General features: G+C 67.9%; 20 protein-coding genes and 1 tRNA gene. 10 read left to right on the plus strand and 11 right to left on the minus strand.

Going from position 1 to position 23,190, the window contains the following annotated elements:
* Positions 1–14: 14 nt before the first annotated feature.
* The gene (locus ACG10_RS06910) at positions 15–1,646 is read right to left on the minus strand and encodes a glycoside hydrolase family 32 protein (protein WP_198319027.1); all 1,632 of its coding nucleotides are present in this window, start codon (positions 1,644–1,646) and stop codon (positions 15–17) included.
* Between the two features lie 258 nt (positions 1,647–1,904).
* Between ACG10_RS06910 and ACG10_RS06915 the strand changes: the two genes are divergently transcribed.
* Positions 1,905–2,807 (plus strand): LysR substrate-binding domain-containing protein, encoded by a 903-nt coding sequence (locus ACG10_RS06915; protein ID WP_089167657.1) that lies wholly within the window; start codon positions 1,905–1,907, stop codon positions 2,805–2,807.
* Positions 2,808–2,811: 4 nt separating this feature from the next.
* On the opposite strand, the gene ACG10_RS06920 is transcribed toward ACG10_RS06915, so the two are convergent.
* Positions 2,812–3,228 (minus strand): SRPBCC family protein, encoded by a 417-nt coding sequence (locus tag ACG10_RS06920; RefSeq protein ID WP_039805067.1) that lies wholly within the window; start codon positions 3,226–3,228, stop codon positions 2,812–2,814.
* 327 nt (positions 3,229–3,555) lie between these two features.
* On the opposite strand from ACG10_RS06920, the gene ACG10_RS24075 reads away from it, so the two are divergent.
* Complete coding sequence (locus ACG10_RS24075; protein WP_165493842.1) at positions 3,556–3,720, plus strand: hypothetical protein; 165 nt, start codon at positions 3,556–3,558, stop codon at positions 3,718–3,720.
* Positions 3,721–3,726: 6 nt separating this feature from the next.
* Here ACG10_RS24075 and ACG10_RS06925 read toward each other — a convergent pair whose 3' ends face one another.
* The 6 genes from ACG10_RS06925 to ACG10_RS06950 form a co-directional block, all read right to left on the minus strand.
* Positions 3,727–3,948, minus strand: a complete 222-nt coding sequence (locus ACG10_RS06925; RefSeq protein ID WP_039805065.1) for a YgdI/YgdR family lipoprotein — start codon at positions 3,946–3,948, stop codon at positions 3,727–3,729.
* Positions 3,949–4,064: 116 nt separating this feature from the next.
* Positions 4,065–5,192: an ABC transporter permease gene (locus ACG10_RS06930; RefSeq protein WP_039805063.1), complete on the minus strand. Its 1,128-nt coding sequence runs from the start codon at positions 5,190–5,192 to the stop codon at positions 4,065–4,067.
* A 1-nt stretch (position 5,193) separates the two neighbouring features.
* Positions 5,194–7,911, minus strand: coding sequence for a ribosome-associated ATPase/putative transporter RbbA (rbbA, locus tag ACG10_RS06935; RefSeq protein ID WP_157731387.1), 2,718 nt, complete (start codon positions 7,909–7,911; stop codon positions 5,194–5,196).
* Entirely contained in the window at positions 7,908–8,984 is a 1,077-nt protein-coding gene (locus ACG10_RS06940) for an HlyD family secretion protein (RefSeq protein ID WP_039805058.1), read from the minus strand. Before ACG10_RS06940 ends, rbbA begins: the two co-directional genes overlap by 4 nt.
* Positions 8,985–9,151: 167 nt before the next feature.
* Entirely contained in the window at positions 9,152–10,150 is a 999-nt protein-coding gene (locus ACG10_RS06945; RefSeq protein WP_089167659.1) for a dihydroorotate dehydrogenase-like protein, read from the minus strand.
* Between the two features lie 41 nt (positions 10,151–10,191).
* On the minus strand, positions 10,192–11,202 hold the full coding sequence (locus ACG10_RS06950; RefSeq protein ID WP_089167660.1) for a zinc-dependent alcohol dehydrogenase family protein: 1,011 nt from the start codon (positions 11,200–11,202) through the stop codon (positions 10,192–10,194).
* A 316-nt stretch (positions 11,203–11,518) separates the two neighbouring features.
* On the opposite strand from ACG10_RS06950, the gene ACG10_RS24080 reads away from it, so the two are divergent.
* The 3 genes from ACG10_RS24080 to ACG10_RS06955 all read left to right on the plus strand — a co-directional run bounded on the left by ACG10_RS24080 (position 11,519) and on the right by ACG10_RS06955 (position 13,418).
* Entirely contained in the window at positions 11,519–11,671 is a 153-nt protein-coding gene (locus tag ACG10_RS24080) for a hypothetical protein (RefSeq protein ID WP_165494348.1), read from the plus strand.
* A 151-nt stretch (positions 11,672–11,822) separates the two neighbouring features.
* Positions 11,823–11,960 carry a hypothetical protein gene (locus tag ACG10_RS23570; RefSeq protein ID WP_157731389.1) on the plus strand — a complete coding sequence of 46 codons (138 nt, stop codon included), beginning with the start codon at positions 11,823–11,825 and terminating at the stop codon, positions 11,958–11,960.
* Between the two features lie 555 nt (positions 11,961–12,515).
* Positions 12,516–13,418: a substrate-binding periplasmic protein gene (locus tag ACG10_RS06955; RefSeq protein ID WP_232487198.1), complete on the plus strand. Its 903-nt coding sequence runs from the start codon at positions 12,516–12,518 to the stop codon at positions 13,416–13,418.
* Here the strand turns inward: ACG10_RS06955 and ACG10_RS06960 are convergent.
* Together ACG10_RS06960 and ACG10_RS06970 are read right to left on the minus strand one after the other, a co-directional pair.
* Positions 13,335–14,357, minus strand: a complete 1,023-nt coding sequence (locus tag ACG10_RS06960; RefSeq protein ID WP_039805048.1) for a patatin-like phospholipase family protein — start codon at positions 14,355–14,357, stop codon at positions 13,335–13,337. The two genes, ACG10_RS06955 and ACG10_RS06960, sit on opposite strands and share 84 nt — an antisense overlap.
* Before the next feature lie 266 nt (positions 14,358–14,623).
* Complete coding sequence (locus ACG10_RS06970) at positions 14,624–15,373, minus strand: Mut7-C RNAse domain-containing protein (protein WP_039805045.1); 750 nt, start codon at positions 15,371–15,373, stop codon at positions 14,624–14,626.
* Between the two features lie 144 nt (positions 15,374–15,517).
* Here ACG10_RS06970 and ACG10_RS06975 point away from each other — a divergent pair, with 144 nt between their 5' ends.
* Entirely contained in the window at positions 15,518–16,282 is a 765-nt protein-coding gene (locus ACG10_RS06975; RefSeq protein WP_089167662.1) for an SDR family NAD(P)-dependent oxidoreductase, read from the plus strand.
* A 19-nt stretch (positions 16,283–16,301) separates the two neighbouring features.
* Here the strand turns inward: ACG10_RS06975 and ACG10_RS06980 are convergent, their stop codons facing one another.
* Complete coding sequence (locus ACG10_RS06980; RefSeq protein WP_089169809.1) at positions 16,302–17,012, minus strand: rRNA pseudouridine synthase; 711 nt, start codon at positions 17,010–17,012, stop codon at positions 16,302–16,304.
* Positions 17,013–17,181: 169 nt separating this feature from the next.
* Here ACG10_RS06980 and ACG10_RS06985 point away from each other — a divergent pair, with 169 nt between their 5' ends.
* The 4 genes from ACG10_RS06985 to hsdR all read left to right on the plus strand — a co-directional run bounded on the left by ACG10_RS06985 (position 17,182) and on the right by hsdR (position 23,147).
* Positions 17,182–18,318, plus strand: coding sequence for a PQQ-dependent sugar dehydrogenase (locus tag ACG10_RS06985; RefSeq protein ID WP_089167663.1), 1,137 nt, complete (start codon positions 17,182–17,184; stop codon positions 18,316–18,318).
* Between the two features lie 31 nt (positions 18,319–18,349).
* Positions 18,350–19,186, plus strand: coding sequence for a CvfB family protein (locus tag ACG10_RS06990; RefSeq protein ID WP_089167664.1), 837 nt, complete (start codon positions 18,350–18,352; stop codon positions 19,184–19,186).
* 107 nt (positions 19,187–19,293) lie between these two features.
* Positions 19,294–19,369: transfer RNA gene (locus ACG10_RS06995), tRNA-Thr, on the plus strand.
* Between the two features lie 301 nt (positions 19,370–19,670).
* Positions 19,671–23,147, plus strand: coding sequence for a type I restriction-modification system endonuclease (gene hsdR / locus ACG10_RS07000; RefSeq protein WP_089167665.1), 3,477 nt, complete (start codon positions 19,671–19,673; stop codon positions 23,145–23,147).
* Positions 23,148–23,190 lie beyond the last annotated feature (43 nt).

Here is a 23,190-nt window from a genome sequence, read left to right on the forward strand (position 1 = left end):
GGCTGCCGGCCCGCTCAGTTCCGGCGCACCGGCGAGGCGGGCGCGAGCGGGGCAACGCTCATCGAGCGGATGACGGCGAGCCCGTCGAACGCCTCGGCGGTGATGCCGTTCGCGTCGTTCGCGTCGTTCGCGCCGTACACGACCGCGCTCAGCGCGTGCTCGTCGCCGTTCACGAACATTTCGACCGAAGTGCGGTCGACGATGACGTCGAGATCGACGGCGCCATCCCGTGGCCGGACGCGGATCGTGCGCCCGTGCTGGTACACCTCGGTCAGCTGGTCGGCGATCGCATCGTGGTCGCGGACGATGAATGCCGTTTCAGTGGTGAAGTCGTAGCCAATGGTCGTGAAGTGCGTGCCGTCGGTCTTGAGCTTCAATCGCATCTCCCGGGCCGGCTGGAGCGGGTCCTGCGCAATCGAGGCGCGCAACCGGTACGCGGCACTCGTTGGCTGCGGCACCTCCCGGGTCTCGCCATGGCCGATCTGCAACTGCTCGATGCGGGCCTGTTCGCCCTCGAGCGTGCCGAGCGTGTCGATCGGGCGCGAGCTGAGCGCGAGCCGGCCGTCGATGTTCTTCAGGTGCAGCTCGCGCACGAGCGAAAGGTGGCTGCCGCCCCATTCGCCGGCGGGAAGCCGGCGGGCATAGTCCCAGTTGTTTGCCCAGCCGACGGCGTACCGGGTACGCAGTTGCTCTTCGGCGGTCTGCCGTGGGTCGGTCCAGGTGACGGCGGCGTAGAAGTCCGACCCGTTGTCGAGCCACTGGGGTTCGGCCTGATCGGGGTGGAAGTTCGTTCCGTCCCACTCGCCGGTCCAGTAGGCATACCCGGAATTCATGCCGTAGTTGAAGCCGTTCGCGCCGGTCGCCAGCACCCAGGTCGTGCGCGACGGGTCGCCTTCGACCGACATGCGAAACAGCTCCGGGCACTCCATGATGCCCAGGTCGTTGCGCTCGAACCCCGACAGGTAGGTCCATTCCTTCAGGTTCGCGGAGGTGTAGAAACCGATCTTGTGCGGCTCGGAGATGAGCATCAGCCAGCGCGAATGCTCCGCGTCCCAGGTGATTTTCGGGTCGCGAAAGTCCCCGCTGCCCGCCGGATTGCGCATGATGGGGTTGCCTTCATACTGCTCGAAGGTGTAGCCGCCGTCGGTGGAGTAGAACAGCGACTGGGTCTGCACGGCATCCAGTTGCTGTGTCGCGACGACAACGATCGCGCCGGCACCGAACCCGGCCGTATCGTTCACGTCGATGACAGCACTGCCGGACTGGATGTCGCCGTCGCCGCGCGTGTACTTGTGGATCGCCACGCCCTCGTCGGACCAGTGCACCAGGTCGGTCGAGGTGACGTGGTACCACTCGGTACCGTTCCCGTTCGGGTAATCCTCATTGTAGAGGTAGTACAGGTGCCAGCGACCATCGAGGAAAAAGGGCCGCTGCGGATCGTTCATCCAGCCGCTCGCTGACGTCAGATGCACCTCGGGGCGCAGTTCGCCGAGCCCCTCGGCGCTCACCCGTGAGGCGACGACGGAGTCGCTCTCTTCAGCGGCAACGAGTGGGGCGATGCCGGTGGTGAGCATGGTTGCGACGGCTGCCACGACGATGCGCAGCCATCCTCGGGGCACGGTAGGCCGGAATCGCTTGGAGATCATGGGGAGTGCTCCTTTCGCTCCTTCGTGTGTCGTTGTGCCCGTGCTCGTCATGTCGAACGGTGAGTGGGAACTGGAACGAACGTCTCTGGGGCGCCCGCATCGTACCGCGCATCGAAAAGGCCCGGCCACAATGGATGCAGGGTTGAGGCTTGTTTCGCATCGTGCGAGCGTGGGATGTCCGCCTGCGCAGCCGGGACCTTTGGCCGATTTGTGATACCGTTTCGCAGCCCGTCAAGCGGTCGAGCGAGAGAGGAAGCCATGGACAATCGGGCCGGCGAGATGCAGGTATTCGTCCGCGTGGTGGAGACCGGCAGCTTTTCCGAGGCCGCCCGCCAGCTGCTGGCCAGCCCCTCGACCATCAGCAAGCTGGTCCTGCGCATCGAGCAGCGCCTCGGCGTGCGTCTGTTCGAGCGTTCCACCCGCCGGCTGGCGCTGACCGACGAGGGACGCCTGTACTACGAGCGCAGCCAGGCGCTGCTCGCCGAACTCGACGACATTGAGCAGGCGCTCGCCAGGGGCGCGCGCCACGCCCGCGGCACGGTGCGGGTGAATGCCTCGGTGGGCTTCGGCACCTGGGGCATCGAGCCGCTGCTGCCGGTCTTCTGGGAGGCCCACCCGGACATCCTGGTGGACCTGTCGTTGTCCGACGATCTCGTCGATCTCTATCTGGAACGCACCGACATCGCCTTTCGCATCGGCGCGCTGGGGGATTCGAGCCTGCGCGCGCGCAGGATCGGCGTCGCCCGGCGGCGGATGGTTGCCGCCCCGGCCTATCTTGAGCGGCACGGCGTGCCTGAAAGCATCGAGGATCTCGACCGGCACAACTGCCTGGGTTTCAACTTCCGCCGTGCCAGCCCGGTCTGGCCGCTGCGCCAGGGCGGGCGCATCGTCGACCGCATGGTGCGCGGCAACCTCCTGGCCAACAATGGCGAGACGGTGCGCCGCCTGGCCATCGCCGGGGCCGGCATCGCCCGGCTGGCCGACTTCCACATCGACCGCGACATCGCCGCCGGCCTGCTGGTCGAGGTGCTCGCCGAGAGCGGCCACGACTGCGAAGAGGTCCATGCGCTCTACCCGGGCGGGCGGCATGTGCCCCAGCGGGTGCGGGTGTTCCTCGACTTCATGGTTCCGCGCCTGCAGGCGTTCATGAAGCGCCCGTGAGCAGTCAGCGCTCCTCGACCAGCGCCTTCAGCCGCTCCAGACCGGCGTGATAGAAGCCCTCGAAGTCCGCGGCGATCTCCACCGCGTCGACCCCATGGCTGCGGAAGCGGCTGGACCAGACCGCCTGCACGCCGCCGGCGCCATCGTCGCGGACCGCCACCTGGCCGACGTACTCGGACACCGGGAAGGGGCTTTCGAGCAGCGCGTAGCTGTATTGCCGCTCGCTGTCGCTGAATTCCAGCAGGCGCTCGACGATGACCTCGCCGTCGATCGTCTCCAGGCGGCGCACGCGACCGCCGTCCTCGAGCCGGCTGCTGGCGATCGGCCCGACCCAGCGCGGCAGGAAATCGAACCCGCCGAGGATCGACCAGACCTCGGCGGCCGGACGGGCGATGCTTACGGAGACGCTTATTTCGATCATGTCTTTCGATTCCTTCTTCATGGGGCGAGGATCATGCAGCGCTGGGCGGCATCCCTGCAGCCTGGCGGCGGTACGAATGGCCTGGCGTGCCGGTCCGTTGATCATAGCGGGCGGCACAGGCCGCCGACAGCCGAACGTGGGACGGTAGTATCTCCTGGAGGCTGGCCGGGAGCAGGGCGCTCGCCGGTTGCTGGCCGTCCGGCCGGCCACCTGGCCGCTGGCTATGCTGGGAGTCAGGCGTGGCCGCCACGCCCACGGCGTCGGGACGGGCGCAGGATGGCCTGGCCGTGTCGCCGCCGCCTTCACTCAGCGGAGCGGGAAGAGCCGATGACTTCTCTCGAGACCATGGTGCTTCTGATCGCCGCCGGCTTCCTGCTGCTCGGCGTCGGCTTCGCCAACCGTGCCGAGGGCTGGGGCGTCGCGCTGATCGCCCTCGGCTGGCTGTGCATGCTGTCGACCGTGGCCTACAAGATGTACATCACCTTCGGCTGAGCGGATTCAATCGGCATCGCGGATGCTCAGGATGGCGTCCTCGCTGACCCGCATCCGCCGGCCGTAGCGCTCGAACCGGTAGAAGCCGGTTTCCTCTTCGTATTCCGGGCTGTCCGTGGTCTTGAGTTCGCGGCCGTCCTTGAGGGTGACGATGGCGGGGCCGGAGCAGCCGATCAGCGGGATGGCGGACAACAGCAGGGCGGCGCCGAGGACGTTGCGTGTTTTCATGACGGTGCACCTTGGGCAGGGACGTATGAAAGGGGGGCGATGAACCCCCGGTGGGTTGCTGTCCTGCCTCCAGTCTATCCACGAATGTCGTCCCAGCCATGGGAAACTGTTGTTCGCTATTGCAGCGATTTGCGCAGGCGCGCCAGGGCGCCGACGAAGAAGATCCCGCCGATCGTCGCCAGCGCCAGCAGCGACGGCCAGACGATGGCCAGTTCCGCGCCGCGGAAGAAGACCGCCTGGGCCAGCTGGATGAAGTGGGTGGTGGGGGCGACCAGCATGATGTCCTGCACGAACTCGGGCATGCTCTCCCGCGGGGTCTTGCCGCCGGAGAGGATCTGCAGCGGCATCAGCGTGAGGATGATCAGCAGCCCCAGCTGTGGCATGGAGCGGGCCAGGGTGCCGAAGAAGATGCCCATCGAGGTGACGGCGAACAGGTGCAGCACGGTGCCGGCGAGGAACAGCGTCATCGAGCCCTGCAGCGGTACCTCCAGCCATCTCTCGACGACCAGGCGCAGCGACAGGATCGCGGCGGCCAGCACCACCACGCCCATCGACCAGACCTTGGCCAGCATGATCTCCAGCGGGGTGACCGGCATCGCCAGCAGGTGCTCGATGGTGCCGTGCTCGCGCTCGCGGATCAGCGCCGCGCCGGTGAGGATGATCGCCAGCATGGTGATCTGGTTGGCCACCTCGTTCAGCGCGCCGAACCAGGCGCTCACCAGATTGGGGTTGTATTCCATGCGCACCAGCGCATCCACCACCGGGATCTCGACGCTGCGGTAGCGGCGGACGAACTCGGCGACTTCCTCGGTGACGATCCGCTGGATGTGCCCGGCGCCGGTGAAGGCCTGGCTGACCTGGGTGGCGTCGACGTTGAGCTGGATGGTCGGCGTGCGTCCGGCCAGCAGGTCCTGCTGGAAGTTCGGCGGGATGTCCAGGGTGAAGGTGTAGAGCCCGGCGTCCATGCCGCTGTCCATGGCGGCGGTGTCGATGTACTGCGGCGGCAGGAAATAGGGCTCCTGGAAGGCGTCGACGATGCGCCGGGAGGCCTGCGAGCGGTCCTCGTCGACCACCGCCAGGGTGGCGCGGTAGGGGGTTTCCGGCAGGCTGGTGGCGCTGGCGTAGATGCCCAGGGTGAAGGAGTAGAGGATCAGCAGCAGCAGCGCCGGGTCGCGATACAGGCTGCGCAGCTCCTTGAGGCCGAGTTGCAGGATGTTGGAGAGCTTGCGGGCGAGCCTGCGCATCTCAGCGCTCCTGTTTGCGCAGTCCCGCGACGCTGGCCAGGGTCAGCAGCGGAACGGCCAGCAGCAGCGGGACGAAGTAGGGCCAGAGCTCGATCAGGCCCAGGGCCTTGTTGAACACGCCGCGGCAGATGGTGAGGAAATGGCTGGTCGGGTAGAGCTGGCCGACCAGTGCCCCCATCCCTTCCATGGCCGACACCGGCTGGAGCAGCCCGGAGAACTGGATGGCCGGCAGCAGGGTGGCGATGGCGGTGCCGAAGATGGCGGCGATCTGGCTCCTGAGCACCGAGGAGATCAGGAGGCCCAGGCCGGTCGAGCAGGCCACGTAGAGCAGCGCGCCGATGCTCAGGGCCGGCAGGCTGCCCTTGAGCGGCACGCCGAAGAACAGCACGGCGAGCGCCACCAGCATGGCGAAGTTGGCCATGCCGAGCCCGATGTAGGTCAGCTGCTTGCCGAGCAGGAACTCCAGGCGGGTCACCGGGGTGACGTAGAAGTTGACGATCGAGCCCATCTCCTTCTCGCGCACCACGCCGAGGGCGGTGAGCATCGCCGGAATCATCATCAGGAGGATCGGGATCATCGCCGGCACCATGGCCGGCAGGCTCTGCACGTCGGGGTTGTAGCGGTAGCGTACGGCGACCTGCGCCTGGGGGCTGGCGACGGCCTGGGACGACTCCCGGGCCAGGTGCTCCAGGAAGCTCTCGTGGATGCCCTGCACGTAGCCCTTGATGGTGTCGGCGCGGGTCGGCATGGCGCCGTCGATCCAGAAGGCCACCTGCGGCCGGGCGCCGCGCTTGAGGTCGCGGGCGAAGTTCGGCGGAATCTCGATCGCCAGGCTGATCTCGCCGCTGCGCATGCGCCGCTCGAGATCCTCGTGGCCGCCCAGCGGCGGCTTCTCGATGAAGTAGCGCGAGCCGGACACGTCCAGGCTGTAGCCCTGGCTGGTGGTGGTCTGGTCGTGGTCGAGCACGGCGAAGGTCAGCCGCTCCACGTCCATGTTGATCCCGTAGCCCATGATGAACATCAAGAGCGCCGTGCCGAGCAGGGCGAGGGTGGCGCGGATCGGGTCGCGGCGCAGCTCCATGGCCTCGCGGCGGCTGTAGCTGAGCAGGCGGCGCAGGCTGAAAGGGGGGTTGCCGGCGGCGCCGGCGCTCTCTGCCGGGGCCGCCGCGGGGCTGACTGGCGGCGCCGGCGCGGCGCTGTCGCCGGCGTCCTCGAGGTAGGCGATGAAGGTTTCCTCGAGGCTCGGTAGGCTGCGTTTCGCCATCAGTGCCTGCGGGGTGTCGCTGTCCAGCACCTTGCCGGCGTGCATCAGCGAGATGCGGTCGCAGCGCAGTGCCTCGTTCATGAAGTGGGTGGAGATGAAGATGGTCACCCCTTCCTCGCGCGACAACTGGATCAAGAGCTCCCAGATGCCGTCGCGGGCGATCGGGTCGACTCCCGAGGTGGGTTCGTCGAGGATCAGCAGCTCGGGCCGGTGGATCACCGCCACGGCCAGCGACAGGCGCTGGCGGATGCCCATCGGCAGATCGCCCGGCAGGCTGTCGAGCTCGCCGGCGAGGCCGAAGCGCTCGACCATCGCGGCGATCCGCGCCTGGCGCTCGGCGGCCGGGACGTGGAACAGGCGGGCGTGCAGGTCGAGGTTCTGCCGCACCGAGAGCTCGCCGTAGAGCGAGAAGGCCTGCGACATGTAGCCGACCCGCTGGCGCACCCGCAGATCCCTGGCGTCCACCGGCTGGCCGAACAGCAGCGCCTGGCCCTCGCTGGCCGGCAGCAGGCCGGTGAGCATCTTCATGGTGGTGGTCTTGCCGCAGCCGTTGGAGCCGAGGAAGCCGAAGATTTCCCCGCGCTCGATGCGGAAGTTCACGTGATCGACCGCGACGAAGTCGCCGAAGCGCATGGTCAGCCCGTGGGCCTCGATGGCCACGCCGTCGCTGCGGGTGTGCGGCGGAATGACCAGCGCACGGTGGCCGCGGCGCCGCTCTTCCGGCAGCAGGGCGATGAAGGCTTCCTCCAGGCTGGCGCTCCCGGTGCGCGCCAGCAGCTCCGCCGGTGCGCCGCAGGCCAGCACCCGGCCGCCGTCCATCGCGGCCAGCCAGTCGAAGCGCTGCGCCTCGTCCATGTAGGCGGTGGCGACCAGCACGCTCATCCCCGGGCGGTTGCGGCGGATGCGCTCGATCAGCTCCCAGAACTGGTTGCGCGACAGCGGATCGACGCCGGTGGTCGGCTCGTCGAGGATCAACAGGTCGGGGTCGTGGAGCAGCGCGCAGCACAGCCCGAGCTTCTGCTTCATGCCGCCGGAGAGCTTGCCCGCCGTCCGTTCGGCGAAGGGCGCAAGTCCGGTGCTGGCCAGCAGGTCGGCGATGCGCCCGTGGCGTTCGGCGGCTGCCTGGCCGAACAGGCGGCCGAAGAACTCCAGGTTCTCGAACACGGTCAGGGTGGGGTAGAGGTTCTTGCCCAGGCCCTGGGGCATGTAGGCGATGCGCGGGCAGACCGCGCGGCGGTGGGCCGGGTCGGCCATGTCGCCGCCCAGCACCTGCACGCTGCCGGTCTGGATCTGCCGGGCGCCGGCGAGCAGCGCCAGCAGGCTGGACTTGCCGACCCCGTCCGGGCCGATCAGCCCGGCCATGCAGCCGGCCGGGATGCTCAGGTCGAGGTCGTCCAGGGCGCGGGTCCGGCCATAGCGCAGGCCGACCCCGGCAAGCTGCGCGACACCGTTCATGGGCTCAGGTTGACCTGCAGGTGGGCGGGCCATTCGAGCACGGGGTCGAGCTTGACGTAGGCCCGGCCGGGCAGGCCGGTCTTCACCTGTTCGAGGTGTTTTTCCAGGAGTTTCGGGTCGATGCGCGCCTTGATGCGGAACATCAGCTTCTCCCGCTCGCTCTCGGTTTCCACGGTCTTCGGCGTGAACTGGGCGACGCTGGCCACATAGCTCACCTTGGCCGGGATCACGTAGCCCGGCGCGGCGTCCACCACCAGGTGGGCATCGCTGCCCAGGGCTACCCGGCCGGCCTCGCGGGTGGGCAGAAAGAAGGTCATGTAGACGTCGGTCAGGTCGACCAGGTTGAGCACCTTGCCGCCGGCGGCGAGCACCTCGCCCGGCTCGGCCACCCGGTACTGCACGCGGGCCAGGCGGTCGGTCTTCAGCTGGCTGTCGTCGATGTCCGCCTGCAGGCGCCTCACCGTCGCCCTGGTGGCCTCCAGGGAGGACTCGGCCTCGATCACCTCGGATTCGGCCGCCTTGATCGCGGCTTCGGCCGAGAGCACCTGGGCGCGCGCCGTGGCCAGCGCCGCCTGGGCGCTCAGCATGCCGGCGCGGTCGTCGTCGAGCTGCTGGCGCGACACGGCGTTGCGTCTGACCAGGGCATCGGTGCGCTGGAAGTGCTTCTCCGCCGCGACCAGTTCGGCCTGCCGCTGGCGCACCACGGACTCGGCGGCGGCCTGTTCGCTCTGGCGCTGGGCGACCCGCGCGCGGGCGGTCAGGATGGCGCTCTCGGCCTTGCTCACCTGGGCCAGGGCCTCGCCCAGCTGGGCCTCCAGCACTTGGGTGTCCATGCGGGCGAGGATCTGGCCCGGCTGGACGAACTCGCCTTCGTCGACGTTGATTTCGGCGATGCGGCCGGACAGTTTGGTCGCCACGTCGATTTCGGTCGCCTCGATGCGTCCGTTGCCGCTGGCGAACCCCTCGCCGAGGCCCGTCGGACGCAGCTCCAGCCAGGCCAGGCCGGCTGCGCCAGCCAGCAGAACGACGGCCAGCAGGCCGCGGACGAGACGTTTCTTGCCTTCCTGTTTCATGGGATGCATTCCTGACCGCATGGGAGGCGCCCGTGGGCCTGGCCGACCGGCGGGCGGGCGCGTGCCTGCCGCGAGTATAGCGACCGGTTGGTTCGCAGCCTATTGATCTGCGCCGGCGCCTGGGGCGCTCTGGGCTGCCGCCTTGCGCCTCCGCCGTCCGGGCCGGGTCACTTCGGCTGCGGGCCGCCGTAGGTCTCCAGCAGGTGCATGTAGTTGGCGCGCACGTAGTTGTCGTGCTTCTGCAGCCGCGTCCAGCTCATCTGTCCGCGGATCTGCTCCAGCGACCGGCTGCGATGGCTCAGCAGCCAGGCTTCCAGGCCGGAGAGCAGGGTGCGCACGTAGCCGGGGCCGTGGCGCAGGATGGCGGCGGTGGTCATCACCGTGTCGGCGCCGGCCAGCATGTACTTCACCAGCTGCTCGACGTCCTCCACGCCGCCGGAGGCGGCCAGCGAGCCTCTGATCCGCCCGGCCAGCAGGGCGATCCACAGGAGCGGCAGGCGCATTTCCCGGGCGTCGCTCAGTTCCAGGGTGCTGAACAGCTCCAGGCGCTGCAGGTCGATGTCCGGCTGCAGGTAGCGGTTGAAGATCACCAGACCGTCGGCGCCGCCCTCGACCAGACGGCTGGCCATGTTGCCGATGGAGCTGAAGTAGGGCGGCATCTTCACCGCCAGCGGGATCTTCACCGCCTGCCGCACGGCAGCCAGCACGTCGAGGTAGCGCTGCTCGACCGCCGCACCGGACTCCAGTGGGTCGACCGGCACGAAATACAGGTTGAGTTCCAGGGCATCGGCGCCGGCCTCCTCCAGCAGGGCGGCGTAACGGGTCCAGTGGCTGGCCGAGGCACCGTTGAGACTGGCGATGACCGGCACCGACAGTTCGGCCTTGGCGCGCATGATCAGCGCCAGATGGCTCTCCGGGATCAGGCCGTAGGGACCGCCGTCGACCGGCGCGAGGAATTCCGGCACGTCGGCGCAGGCGGCGCCGATGCTGGCGTAGTCGTTGGCGCCGGCTTCCAGCTGTTCCTGGAACACCGAGGGCAGCACGACCGCACCGATCCCGGCATCGTCGAGCCGGCGCAGGTGATCGAGCTCGGCGTTCTGCGGCGAGGCCGAGGCGATCAGCGGATTGCGCAGGGACAGGCCCAGATAGGGGGTGGTCAGGTTCAAGGCTCGGCTCCCGGGGTCAATGGCTCATCCTGTTCAGGCTCTCAGATATCCAGGCAGATCTTCCCGAAATGCCGCCCGCTTTCCTCGTGCCGAAAGGCTTCGACCATCTCCGCCAGGGAAAAGTGGCAATCGATGACCGGCCGCATGCCCGTCGCCTCGATGGCCCGGATCATGTCCTTCTGCTGGCGGCGGCTGCCGACGATCAGCCCCTGCAGGCGCAGCTGACGGGTCAGCGCGATGGCCAGCGGCAGGTGGGCGGAGAGTCCGGACAGGATGCCGATCACCGCGATGTGCCCGCCGATGCGCGCGGCGGTCATCGATTGTTCCAGCGTAGCCGGTCCGCCCACCTCGATGACATGGTCGACGCCGCGGCCGCCGGTCAGGCGGCGCACCCTGTCGCCCCACTGCGGGTCCTGGCGGTAGTTGATCAGATGGTCCGCGCCCAGGGCCTCCAGGCGGGCGAGCTTGTCGTCGCTGGAGGAGGTGGCGATGACCGTCGCCCCGGCCAGCTTGGCGAACTGCAGGGCGAACACCGAAACCCCGCCGCTGCCCTGCACCAGCACGGTCTCGCCGGGCTTGAGGTTGCCGTCGGCCATCAGCGCGCGCCAGGCGGTCAGCCCGGCGGTGGTCAGGGTCGCCGCCTCGGCGTGGCTCCAGCCGCGCGGCGCATGGGTGAAGGCGCTCGCCGGCATGGTCACCTGCTCGCGGGCGAAGCCGTCGATGCCGTCGCCCGGCACCGTGGCGAAGCCCTCGACCTCGGCTTCGCCGTCCAGCCAGGTGGGGAAGAAGGTGCTGACCACCCGGTCGCCCGGCTTGAACTCGTCGACGCCGCTGCCCACCGCGAGGACTTCGCCGGCGCCGTCCGAGAGGGGGATGCGCGGCTCGACCGGACCCCAGGCGCCGCTGACCACCAGGTAGTCGTGATAGTTGAGCGAACTGGCGCGGACGCGCACGACGATCTCGCCGGCCTGCGGCTCGAGCGGCTCGCTGGTTTCCAGGACGACGCGCTCGAAGCCGCCGCCGGGCTGTACACGGAGGGTGCGGATGCTCATCAGTCTTTCCTCTCAGGCTGGGTGGGGGAACGCTATACCGCCCTCGGCGGGGCCGTGTTGTCGGAGAGCAGTGTAAGGAAAGGTAGTGCAGGCCCCATCCAGCCGGGTAGGCGCGCGCGGGCGGATCTACGCTGCCGGCTGTTTTTGCGCGACCGCCTTGACCGCGGCGCGATGCCTCACCTTACTTGTCTGTGGGGTAGGGCAGGCCGATGGTCGTTCCTCTTTTGTCCAGTGCTTCGCAAGAAGGGCTGGAGAGGCCTTTGCAGCTCGGCAGGCCGCTGGCTGGGAAGCTGAAAGAAGAACGAGGACCTTGCGCATGCAGCATGTCAACGAGGGCGATTCCTGCCTTGAGACAAGGGAAGAGAAAGAGACGGATAAACGCAGCCGTTGGGAGGCGGTTTTCACCCGCTGTCTCGAGGTGGGGATGGTTCTGGCGTACGGCGCGGCTTTTCTGGGGCTGCTCTTCTGAGGTCCCGTCCCGGTCACCTGTTCGACCATGGCCGGATGGCCTGACTGCGCCGCGGGACGCTATATGAAAGCCCGGCTCCACCCGGGCTGGCCTGCAGCCTTGCGGCTGTTCGCCAGAGCCGTTCCATCACATCGCCACGGAGGGCGATCCTATGTCGATCGACAACATCTTTCTTCTCGCGCTGGCAGGTTGTGCGCTGTTCGCGGCCGGTCTCTATGTGGAGCGTCTGACGCGACCGCATGCCATCGAGGCCAAGGCAAAGCCCGGAGTGCGCCGGATGTCGGGCTGACGGCGTTCAGCGCCATGCGCTGCGCTGTGACGGCCGGCGCGCCGCTTTCCGACCGACGGCCTTTGCCATGCAGGACAGGCGGGACGTTCGTTTGCCGGATGGCCCGGCGCTGGCGTCCCTCGCATACTCCCCCGCTGGAAAGCGCTTCGATTGCGCTGCGCTGTGTAAGCCGTTGCCTACACGTCTTGTAGGTCGGGTGGCTGTCAGGCATGAAAGCAAAATGCCATCAATTGCGCAAATTATTGAAAAATAAGAATTTCCAACCGTGTTCCTGGCTCGGCCGCGCTGCAGGGGGCAGCACGTCGCCCTCTTGTCCAGCCCGGGCTGCGCGTTAACATCTCCCCGTGTCGACGGACTGACGCAGGCTGCCACGGAGGACGGCCAGGGACTTCGCAGGATGGCGAATCATCAGGACGATGAGCCAGGAAAAAAGGGAAAGGGAATGAAAGAGTAGGCGAGGCTATCCTCGCCTCTTTTTTTGCGCGCAGAAAAAGTAGACTACCTGTCTACGGCTCGTGCTCGGGTAGTCAGTCGATGTCGATACGAATATTCCTGATGGTCTGGACGCTTCTGCTGTCCTGGCCGGGCAAAGCCACGGAGCTGCGCTTCGTGACCGGTGAATTCCTGTCTTTCGACTTTTCCAGCAAGGAGTCCGACAGCGGGGCGAAGCCGCCGGTTGCCCGCGGTCCCTTCGTCGAGACGGTGCAGGCGGTCTGCGCCCGCATCCACTTCGATTGCCCGATCGGTCTGGTGCCCTGGCGCCGTTCCCTGGCGATGCTCGAGCAGGGGCAGACCGATGCCGTCTTCGCCGTCATTCCCACCCACGAGCGGGCGATCGATTTACGCTTCGGTCCGGTGCTGATCGACTCCAGCCTCAACCTCTATGCCCATCGCTCCAATTCTGCGCAGGGCTGGCGCCCGCAGCCCGGGGAGCGCCGCGACCTCTACACGCTGGGGCCCTCCGGCACGGCCAATGTGGTACGCCAGCATATCCAGGGGGTTCCCTCGGCCCATGTCTACCTGGAGAGCGACAACCTGCGGCTGATGCGCAAGCTCGATGCGGGGCGTTTCGGCAATGGCATGGTGGTCATGAATCCCAGCATCGCCCGCCGCCTGATCGAGCAGCACCAGCTGCGCAACGTCCGCGAGGTCGGCCTGTTCAAGGAGGTGGGTTACGCCATCGCCTTCTCCCGGGCGCGGGTTTCGCCGGAAAAGTTCGAGGCCTTCGAGCGGGGCCTGGACGAGCTGATCGCCGACGGCACGATCGGCGCCATCTTCCAGCGCTACCAGCTGGAGCTGTCCGCCTCCGCGCGCAAGCGGGCCGTCCGCAAGGAAAGCGCCGTGCCGCACGAGGCGTGCCCGCACCACGGCCACTCAGAGGAACACGGCGGCGATGTCCACCGAGGAACGCCGTCCCACTGCCCGGTAATGGCTTTCCAGCCAGGCGATGGCCTGTAAGCGGCCCTGGTCGCGGAGCATTTCCAGAAAGGGCTGGCTGGTGGTCATCTTCGACTCCGCGGCGAGCCGGCCCATCAGCGCGTCGTCGGCGATCATGTGCAGGTGGGTCTGGTTCAGGCGCCGCTCCAGGCGGCCCAGGGGTAGCAGCGTGCGGGCGGCGTGTTCGCGGGCCTGGGCGAGGCTGTGCATCTCGCGCAGGAAGGTGGACTTGAACGCCAGCTCCTGCGCGCGGCGGCGGATCTCCTCGACGCTCTGCGGCGTCCGGCCGTGGGCCATGGGCGTGAGCAGGACGAGCAGGATGTCGCTCGCGCTGCACTCGTAGACCAGCGGAAACACCGCCGGATTCGCCGAGAAGGCGCCGTCCCAGTACGGCTCGCCGTCGATCTCCACGGTGTGGTGGTAGGTCGGCAGGCAGGCCGAGGCCAGTACGCAGTCCTCGCTCAGCTCATGGCTGCGGAACAGCCGCAGGCGGCCGGTGTTGGCATTGGTCGCGGCGATGAACAGCTCGACCGGGCAGGCCGCGCGCAGGCGCTCGAAATCGACCAGCGAGACGAGGATGTCGCGCAGCGGATTGACGTTCATCGGATTGAGCTGGCGCGGCGAAAGTACCTGGGTCCAGTAGAGCATCATCTTCAGGCTGGTCGCCGGATAGCCGCTGCGGATGTTGGCGCCGGCGTTGAGCAGGGGCGCGCTGCTGGCCACCGCCTGCCAGAAGCTGGCCAGCGCCTCGCGCGCGCCGTCGCGCCCGCCCTGCAGCAGGCCGTGGGCCAGCACGGTCGCGTTCATCGCTCCGGCGCTGGTGCCGCTGACGCCCGCGAAGTCGAGTCTGCCGTCCTCCAGCAGCGCGTCCAGGACGCCCCAGGTGAAGGCGCCGTGGGCGCCGCCGCCCTGCAGGGCGAGGCCCACGGATGGGCGGTTGTTGCGCGAACGAAAGAACATGGTGCCTCCCTGCGCTTGAAAAAAGGTATCCGCTTCAGACAGGCAAAATCCGCTTCTTTCACCCGGCAGCAGACCAACAGCGTACCTTAAGGTCTGTTGACGCTTTGGCGTGAGCCGCGTTGCCGCGCAACCCGAAGGGACGGGACCCGTTTGGCGCAGCACGGCGTCGCTCGTCGTTCATTTGGAATGACCAAACTTCTCTCCTCGCTCCTTGTTCTGCGCCAAACGGGCCTCCGTCGCAGCCTACGCCAAAACGCCAACAGACCCTAGGCCGGCGGGGCGTCCAGCAGGGGGGCCAGCAGCACGCGCATGCTGCGCCAGTGCGAACCCTCCCAGTAAAGACGCTGGCAGGCATCGCAGGCGAAAAAGCGTGAGTAGAGGGCAGCGATCCGCGGCGGCAAACGCGGCCTGGCCTGTTCCGCGGCGATCTCGTGCAGCGGCAGGTTGCAGTGCAGGCACAGGCTGAACGGCCGTGCGCTGCGCGCGAGGTCCAGCCGCTCGAACAGCTCGCGCAGCTGCAGGGCCGGCTTCAGGGCGTGCACGTAGCAGCCGTGGTCGACGATGCGCCGCTTGAGCAGTTCGCGGTCGCGGCTCAGCACGATGCGCCGCTGCTCGGCGGCGAGGGTGGCGATCTGGCTGTCCTCGTAATGGTTGTCGTAGAGGGTGTCGAAGCCGCACATGCGCAGCAGGTTGGCCAGCCCGCCGAGGTGGGCGTCGGCGATGAAGCGCAGCTCCCGCAGCGGATGGGGTCGCACCTTGAGCAGGGGGGTGATGTCCAGCGCCTCGAAGCGGGGGTAGACCGCTACCCGGTCGCCGTCGCGCAGCTGCCGGGCGAAGTCCACCGACTCGCCGTTGACCAGCACCAGCTCCACCTCGGTGTGCGGCACGCCGAGCGCCTCGATCATGTGTTTGACCGTCGCCGCCCGCGCACAGCCGCAGGTGAACGCCTGCCGCCGCCGCTCGGACGGCAGGAAATCGTTGAGCTCCTCGTAGAAGCGGAAAGTGGCGCTGACCATGCCGACAGTATGGCAGCCGGGTGCAGATCCGCCGGCAAGCGTAGCGGATCGCCAAGAGGTAATATGACTGTGCGAGCGGCCCGTCCGGGGCCTTGTCGATGCCGGCTGCGCCGGTGTTTTCCACGAGAACGAAGAGGTTCAGGAATGAGCGACATTGTCTTCATCACGGGGGCGACCTCCGGCTTCGGCCGCGCCGCCGCCCGCCGTTTCGCCCAGGCCGGCTGGTCGCTGGTGCTGGCGGGCCGGCGCCTGGAGCGTCTGCAGGCCCTGCAGGAAGAGCTGAAGGAGCAGGTTCCGGTGCACATCGCCGCCCTCGACGTGCGCGATGCCGAGGCCGTCCGCCAGGTGGTCGCGGCGCTGCCCGAGGGCTTCCGCCAGGTCAAGGCGCTGCTCAACAACGCCGGCCTGGCCCTGGCCCCGGAGGCGGCGCAGAAGGTGGCGCTGGAAGACTGGCACACCATGATCGACACCAACATCACCGGCCTGGTGAACGTCACCCATGCGCTGCTGCCGACCCTGATCGCCACCGGCCAGGGCGCCAGCATCGTCAACATCGGCTCGGTCGCCGGCCACTGGCCCTATCCGGGCGGCCACGTCTACGGCGCGACCAAGGCCTTCGTCCAGCAGTTCTCCTACAACCTGCGCTGCGACCTGCTCGGCACCGGCGTGCGGGTCACCGACATCGCTCCGGGGCTGGCGGAAACCGAGTTCACCCTGGTGCGCACCAAGGGCGACCAGGCGGCCTCCGACCGGCTGTACCGCGGCACCACGCCGCTGGTCGCCGAGGACATCGCCGAGCAGATCTTCCACGTCGCCAGCCTGCCGGCGCACATCAACATCAACCGCCTGGAAATCATGCCGGTGCGCCAGGCCTGGTCGGCCTTCGCCGTCGACCGCGACCCGCAGTGAGCGGTCGCGCCGCGATGGCTCAGAAGCGCTCGCGCTCGCCCAGGTAGCGCCACTGTCCCGCCGGCAGCCTGGCCATCGCCAGGCGGCCGATGCGGATGCGCCTGAGGGCCAGCAGCTCGAGCCCGACGCTCCGGCACATGTGCGCGATCTGCCCGGCCTGCGGCGCCTTGAGGGCGAAGCGCAGGTGCCGTTCGCTCTGCCAGCTGACCTTGCACGGCGGCAGCGCCCGGCCCCGGTAGTCGAGGCCGTGGCTGAGCCGCTCCAGGCCGCCGGCGGCCAGCTCGCCGGCGACCTCGACGACGAACTCCTGCTCCAGCGTGTCGGCCTCCTCGCCCAGCTTGCGCAGCACGCCGCGCTGCTGGCTGAACACCTGCAGGCCGCTGGCGGCGGGTTCCAGCGGCAGCAGCGCGGTGATCTTGCGGAAGTGTCGGGAAAGTGGGCGCTGCGCGCCGTGATCGCTTTCCGCCCAGGTTGCCGGGCCGAGGCGCTGCAGCGCCTGCTCGAGCGTCTCGCCGGCCGGCTTGTGCAGCAGCAGGGTCACCGGTTCGACCGGCGCGGCCACGGCATCCGGATGCAGGACGACCGCCTCGTCGCCGACCTTGAACTGCGGCTCATCGACGACCCGCCCGTCGACGCTGACCCAGCCGCCCTCGATATACAGCTCGGCTTCCCGGCGCGAGCAGTGGGTCAGCTCGACCAGGCGTTTGGACAGGCGGATGGGATCGGTCATGGCGAAGGCACTCGGAATCGGGCAGGCATTGTACTCGCCTGCGTGGCCGCAGAGCCCGCCCCGTAGGCGCCAGCGTGCTGGCGATTCGTCGCCGCGAAAAGGCATCGCCCGCAAGCGGGCTCCTACAGTTGTAGTGGCTGCGCCCCTCTTTCACGAAAGGAACTCGACCATGCCTCGTCTTTGCCTCCTCGCCCTGCTCTGCACCGTCCTGCTGACCCCGGCCGTCCAGGCGGCCCAATATTCCAGCGAAAAGGGCCCGCTGCAGGTCGACCAGATGGCCGGCGGTCTGGAGCATCCCTGGGCGCTGGCCTTCCTGCCGGACGGGCAGGGGATGCTGATCACCGAGCGCCCCGGCCGCCTGCGGCTGTTCGCCGACGGCCAATTGTCCGGGCCGCTGGGCGGGCTGCCGAAGGTCTTTGCCCGCGGACAGGGCGGGCTGCTCGACGTGGCGCTGTCGCCGCAGTTCGCCGCGGACCGGCTGGTCTACCTCTCCTATGCCGAAGCGGGGGACGACGGTCAGGCCGGCACCGCCGTGGGCCGCGGCCGGCTGTCCGCGGACCTGCGCCGGCTGGAGGATTTCCGGGTGATCTTCCGCCAGCAGCCGAAGCTCTCCACCGGCATCCACTTCGGCTCGCGGCTGGTGTTCGACCGCGATGGCCACCTGTTCATCGCTCTCGGCGAGAACAACCAGCGGCCGACCGCGCAGGATCTCGACAAGCTGCAGGGCAAGCTGGTGCGCCTGTATCCGGACGGCCGCGTGCCCGAGGACAACCCCTTCGTCGGCCGCCAGGGCGCGCGGCCGGAAATCTGGTCCTACGGCCACCGCAACCAGCAGGGCGCCGCGCTCAATCCCTGGACCGGCCGGCTCTGGACCCACGAGCACGGCCCGCGCGGCGGCGACGAGATCAACATCCCCGAGCCCGGCAGGAACTACGGCTGGCCGCTGGCCACCCACGGCATCAACTACTCCTTCCTGCCGATCCCCGAAGCCCGCGGCAAGACCGTCGCGGGCACCGAGCCGCCGCACTACGTCTGGGAGAAGTCGCCGGCGATCAGCGGCATGGCCTTCTACGATGCCGGGCGCTTCCCGGCCTGGCAGCACAGCCTGTTCATCGGCGCCCTGGTCGACCGCTGCCTGATCCGCCTGGAGCTGGACGGCGACCGCATCGTCCACGAGGAACGCCTGCTGGAAGACCTCGACACCCGCATCCGCGACGTCCGCCAGGGCCCGGACGGCTACCTCTACCTGCTGACCGACGAGACGAGCGGCAAATTGTTGCGCCTCGGCCTGGCGCCTCGCGAGTAGAATGCCACCCCCGGCAAGCAAGGTATTCAAGATGGCACTCATTGGGCGGTTCAATTCCCTGCAGGTGGTCAAGCACACCGACTTCGGCCTCTATCTCGACGGCGGTGCGGACGGCGAGATCCTCCTGCCCCGGCGCTACGTGCCCAAGGATTCGCCGAGCGAGGTCGGCGACTGGCTGAACGTCTTCGTCTACCTGGACAGCGACGACCGGCTCATCGCCACCACGCTGCGGCCGAAGATCCAGGTCGGCGGCTTCGCCAGTCTCAAGGTGGTGCAGATCAACCGCGTCGGCCTGTTCCTCGACTGGGGCCTGCCCAAGGACCTGCTGCTGCCCCATTCCGAAGAGAAGCGCCCGCTGCAGGTCGGCGACTACTGCGTGGTCCACGCCTACCTCGACCCGCGCACCCGGCGCATCGTCGCCACCGCGCGGCTCGACCGCTACCTGGACAAGACCCCGGCCCACTACCTGCCCGGCCAGGCGGTGGACCTGCTGGTGGTCGAGCCCACCCCGCTGGGCTTCAAGGCGATCATCGACGGCCAGCACTGGGGGCTGATCCACAAGAACGAGGTATTCAAGTTCCTGCGCGGCGGCATGCGCGAGCAGGGCTACATCAAGGAAGTGCGCGACGACGGCAAGATCAGCCTGACCTTGCAACCGGTCGGCCAGGCCGCCCGCGACGAGCTGGCCGACAGCATCCTCGCCCGCCTGGACGAGGAGGGCGGCGTGCTGCCGCTCGGCGACAAGAGCCCGCCGGAACTCATCGCCCGGCTGTTCGGCGTCAGCAAGGGCAGCTTCAAGAAGGCCATCGGCGGCCTCTACAAGCAGGGCCTGATCGCCATCCACGACGAGCGCATCGAACGGCTCTGACGCCGCCGGATGCCGCAACTGCCTGAAACGCGGAAAAAATTTTACGGATTCGCCGCTGCGGGGCTTGAGCTCAAGCGGCCGAATTTGAATAATGTGCGCCGTCTTACGCCGGTGTAGCTCAGTCGGTAGAGCGGCTCATTCGTAATGAGAAGGTCGAGGGTTCGATTCCTTTCACCGGCACCAATCAGATCAAGGCTCGCAGCGATGCGGGCCTTTTTCGTTTTTGAGGCGGTCTATCGCTGGGTTGACACCAGAACCGAAATGCCCCCCCTCAATACAGCCCACTCGGCCAGGCGCTCGGTGGTTTCCGCGTCGGTAGCAACGAGCCGATCGTCCGGGTTCCGTGCGTACCAGCGATTGACCCCTGCAGCGCCGCAAGCCTGCGGCTCTGTTCGAGTACTCCCGGGTGCCATCTGTCTGGCATCATCCTCCCCACGACACAACCATCTCCGGATAGCCGGGGGACGATTTCAAGGGATAGAGCATGGCAGAGAGCAGTAACTTCGCTTTCCTCAAGGAGCACGACCCAGTCTTCTTCCAGCTCGCCAGCACGGCCGAGCGCGTGTTCGCCAGCGACCCCAACTCCACGCTGATCAAGCTGCGCCAGCTCGGCGAGGCGCTGGCTCAGGATCTGGCCGTGCGCGCCGGCATCGAGTTCGACGCCACCCTCAGTCAGGCTGATCTGCTGTACCGCCTGAGCCGCGAGATCCAGCTCGACGGCAACATCCGCAACCTGTTCCACACCCTGCGCATCGAGGGCAACAAGGCCACCCACGAATTCCGCACCCAGCACCGCGAGGCGCTGGATGGCCTCAAGGTCGCCCGTGCCCTGGCCATCTGGTATCACCAGTCGTTCGGCAAGGCCGGCAGCGCCTTCAAGCCCGGCCCCTTCGTCACCCCCACCGACCCCAGCGCCCCGCTGCGCGAGCTGCAGGAGCAGATCGAGCAATTGCGTGCCGAGCTGGGCGACAGCCGTCAGCAGTTGGAGAGCAACCAGCAACTGGCCGAGCTGCTGGCCCGCGAGAAGGACGAGTACTCCACCCTGGCCGGGCAGATGGACAAGGAGGCGCGCACCTACGAGCAGCTCGCCCTGGAGCACGAGGCCGCGCTGGCCAGGACCCGCGCCGAGTTCGAGGAGCGTCTGCAGGCGCTGCACAAGCAGCTGGAGAGCCAGCCGCAGGTCGCCCAGCAGGTCATGCACAAGACCCAGCAGGCCAGCAGCCAGTTCGACCTCAACGAAGACCTGACCCGCATCCTCATCGACCAACAGCTCACCGATGCCGGCTGGGAAGCCGACTCGCTCGACCTCACCTGGCGCAAGGGTGCCCGCCCGGAAAAGAGCAAGAACAAGGCCATCGCCGAATGGCCGACCAGCAAGCCGGGCGAAGCGGCCGACTACGTGCTGTTCGCCGGGCTCACCCCGGTGGCCATCGTCGAGGCCAAGCGCAAACGCATCAACATCGCCGACCGCATCCCGCAGGCCGAGCGCTACTCCCGCCAGTTCGTGCTCCAGGGCGAGCTGCAGCCGGCCTGGCAGCTGAGCGCCGAGAGTGCCGGCTGGGCGGACGGGCAGGGCGGTCAGTTCCGCGTGCCGTTCGCCTTCGCCTGCAACGGCCGCCCGTACATCAAGCAGCTCGCCGAACAGTCCGGCATCTGGTTCCGCGACCTGCGCAGCCCGGCCAATCTGCGCCGCCCGCTGCAGGACTTCCACACGCCCGAGGGCCTGCTCGACCTGCTCAAGCGCAGCCGCGTGGAGGCCGAGGCCAGGCTCCAGCAGGAAGGCTTCGCCTACCTCCGGCTGCGCGACTACCAGGAAAACGCCATCCGCGCCGTGGAACAGGCGCTGGCCGCCAACCGCCGCCAGTGCCTGCTGGCCATGGCTACCGGCACCGGCAAGACACGCACCATCATCGGCCTGATGTACCGCCTGCTGAAAGCCGAGCGCTTCCGCCGCATCCTGTTCCTGGTCGACCGCAGCGCCCTCGGCCAGCAGGCCCTCGACGCTTTCAACGAGGCGGCCCTCGAGCAGAACCACACCCTGGCGCAGATCTACGACATCAAGCAGCTCGGCGACATGGCCGCCGAGGCCGAAACGCGCATCCAGGTCGCCACTGTGCAGGCGATGGTGCGGCGCATCTTCCAGTCCGACCAGCCGCCGCCCATCGACGCCTTCGACTGCATCATCGTCGACGAGGCGCACCGCGGTTACACCCTCGACCAGGAGATGACCGAGGGCGAGCTGGCCGTGCGCGACCACAGCCAGTACCTGTCCCAGTACCGCCGCGTGCTGGAGTACTTCGACGCCTGCCGCATCGGCCTCACCGCCACCCCGGCCAAGCACACCAGCGAGATCTTCGGCGCCCCGGTGTTCACCTACAGCTACCGCGAGGCGGTGGCCGACGACTGGCTGATCGACCACGAACCGCCGATCCGCTACCAGACCCTGCTCAGCCAGAACGGCATCCACTTCGCCAGGGGCGAGAGCGTCAGCGTCATCAACACCGCCACCGGCGAGGTGGACGTCGCCGAGCTGGAAGACGAACTCGACTTCGAGATCGAATCCTTCAACCGCCGGGTCATCACCCCCGGCTTCGACCAGGTGATCTGCGAACAGCTGGCCCAGGAGCTCGACCCGCTGGGCGACGAGAAGGCGATGATCTTCTGCGTCAACCAGGCCCACGCCGAGCGAGTCAAGAACCTGCTCGACGACGCCTTCAAGGAAGTCCACGGCGAGCAGTACAACCAGGCCGCCGTGCAGATCATCACCGGGCAGAGCGACAAGGTCGAACAGCTGATCCGCCAGTACAAGAACGAGCGCTACCCGAGCATCGCCATCACCGTCGACCTGCTCACCACCGGCATCGACGTGCCGCGCATCTGCCATCTGGTGTTCATGCGCCGGGTGCGCTCGCGCATCCTCTACGAACAGATGAAGGGCCGCGCCACCCGCCGCTGCGACGAGATCGGCAAGACCGTGTTCCGCATCTACGATCCGGTCGACCTCTACGCCAGCCTCGAGCCGGTGGACACCATGAAGCCGCTGGTCAAGGACCCCGGCGTCACCCTCGAGCAACTGGTCAACGAGCTGAGCAACCCGGCCAGCCTCGACGCCCCCGGCAGCCAGCCGCAAACCAGCCATGCCCACGATGTGCTCGACCAGCTCAGCCAGCGGGTCATGCGCATCCTGCGCAAGGCCAGCCACAAGGCCGAGGACAAGCCGACCCTCAAGCACAAGCTCGCCGAACTGGAAGACGCCTGGGGCGTGGCGCCGGACAAGCTGCACCAGCACCTGCACCAGCTCGGTCCGCAGCAGGCCGCGCAGTTCGTCCGCCAGCACACCCGCCTGCTGGAACAGCTCGATGCGGTGAGGGCGCTGCTCGGCTCGGAAAACTACCCGGTCATTTCTACCCACAGCGACGAGCTGCGGGTCAGGGAGCAGAACTACGGTGCCAACCAGAAGCCGGCCGACTACCTGGAAAGCTTCAACGACTTCATCCGCAACCAGCTCAACCAGTCGGTGGCCCTCGGCGTGGTGGTCAACCGCCCGCAGGACCTGACCCGCGAACAGCTGCGCGAAGTACGCCTGCTGCTCGACCAGCACGGCTTCAGCGAAGCCAGCCTGCAGAGCGCCTGGCGCAACCAGACCAACCAGGAAATCGCCGCCAGCATCGTCGGCTTCATCCGCCGCGCCGCCCTCGGCGAAGCCCTGCTGCCGTTCGAGCAGCGGGTGGCCAACGCCATGCAGACGATCTACGCCCTGCAGCCGTGGACGCCGGTACAGCGCAAGTGGCTGGAGCGCCTCGCCAAGCAGCTGGTGCATGAGGTGGTGATCGACGACAAGCAGATCGGCGAAGCCTTCAAGAACGACGGCGGCAGCAAGCAGCTCGACAAGCGCCTTGGCGGCCACCTTGCCGTGGTGCTGGAGGAGCTCAACGACAACCTGTGGACGAAGGTGGGCTGACCGATGGAGCAGGGCACATGCCTGAACCATGGAGACGCTTGAA

Source organism: Azotobacter chroococcum (assembly GCF_002220155.1).
Classification (GTDB): Bacteria; Pseudomonadota; Gammaproteobacteria; order Pseudomonadales; family Pseudomonadaceae; genus Azotobacter; species Azotobacter chroococcum.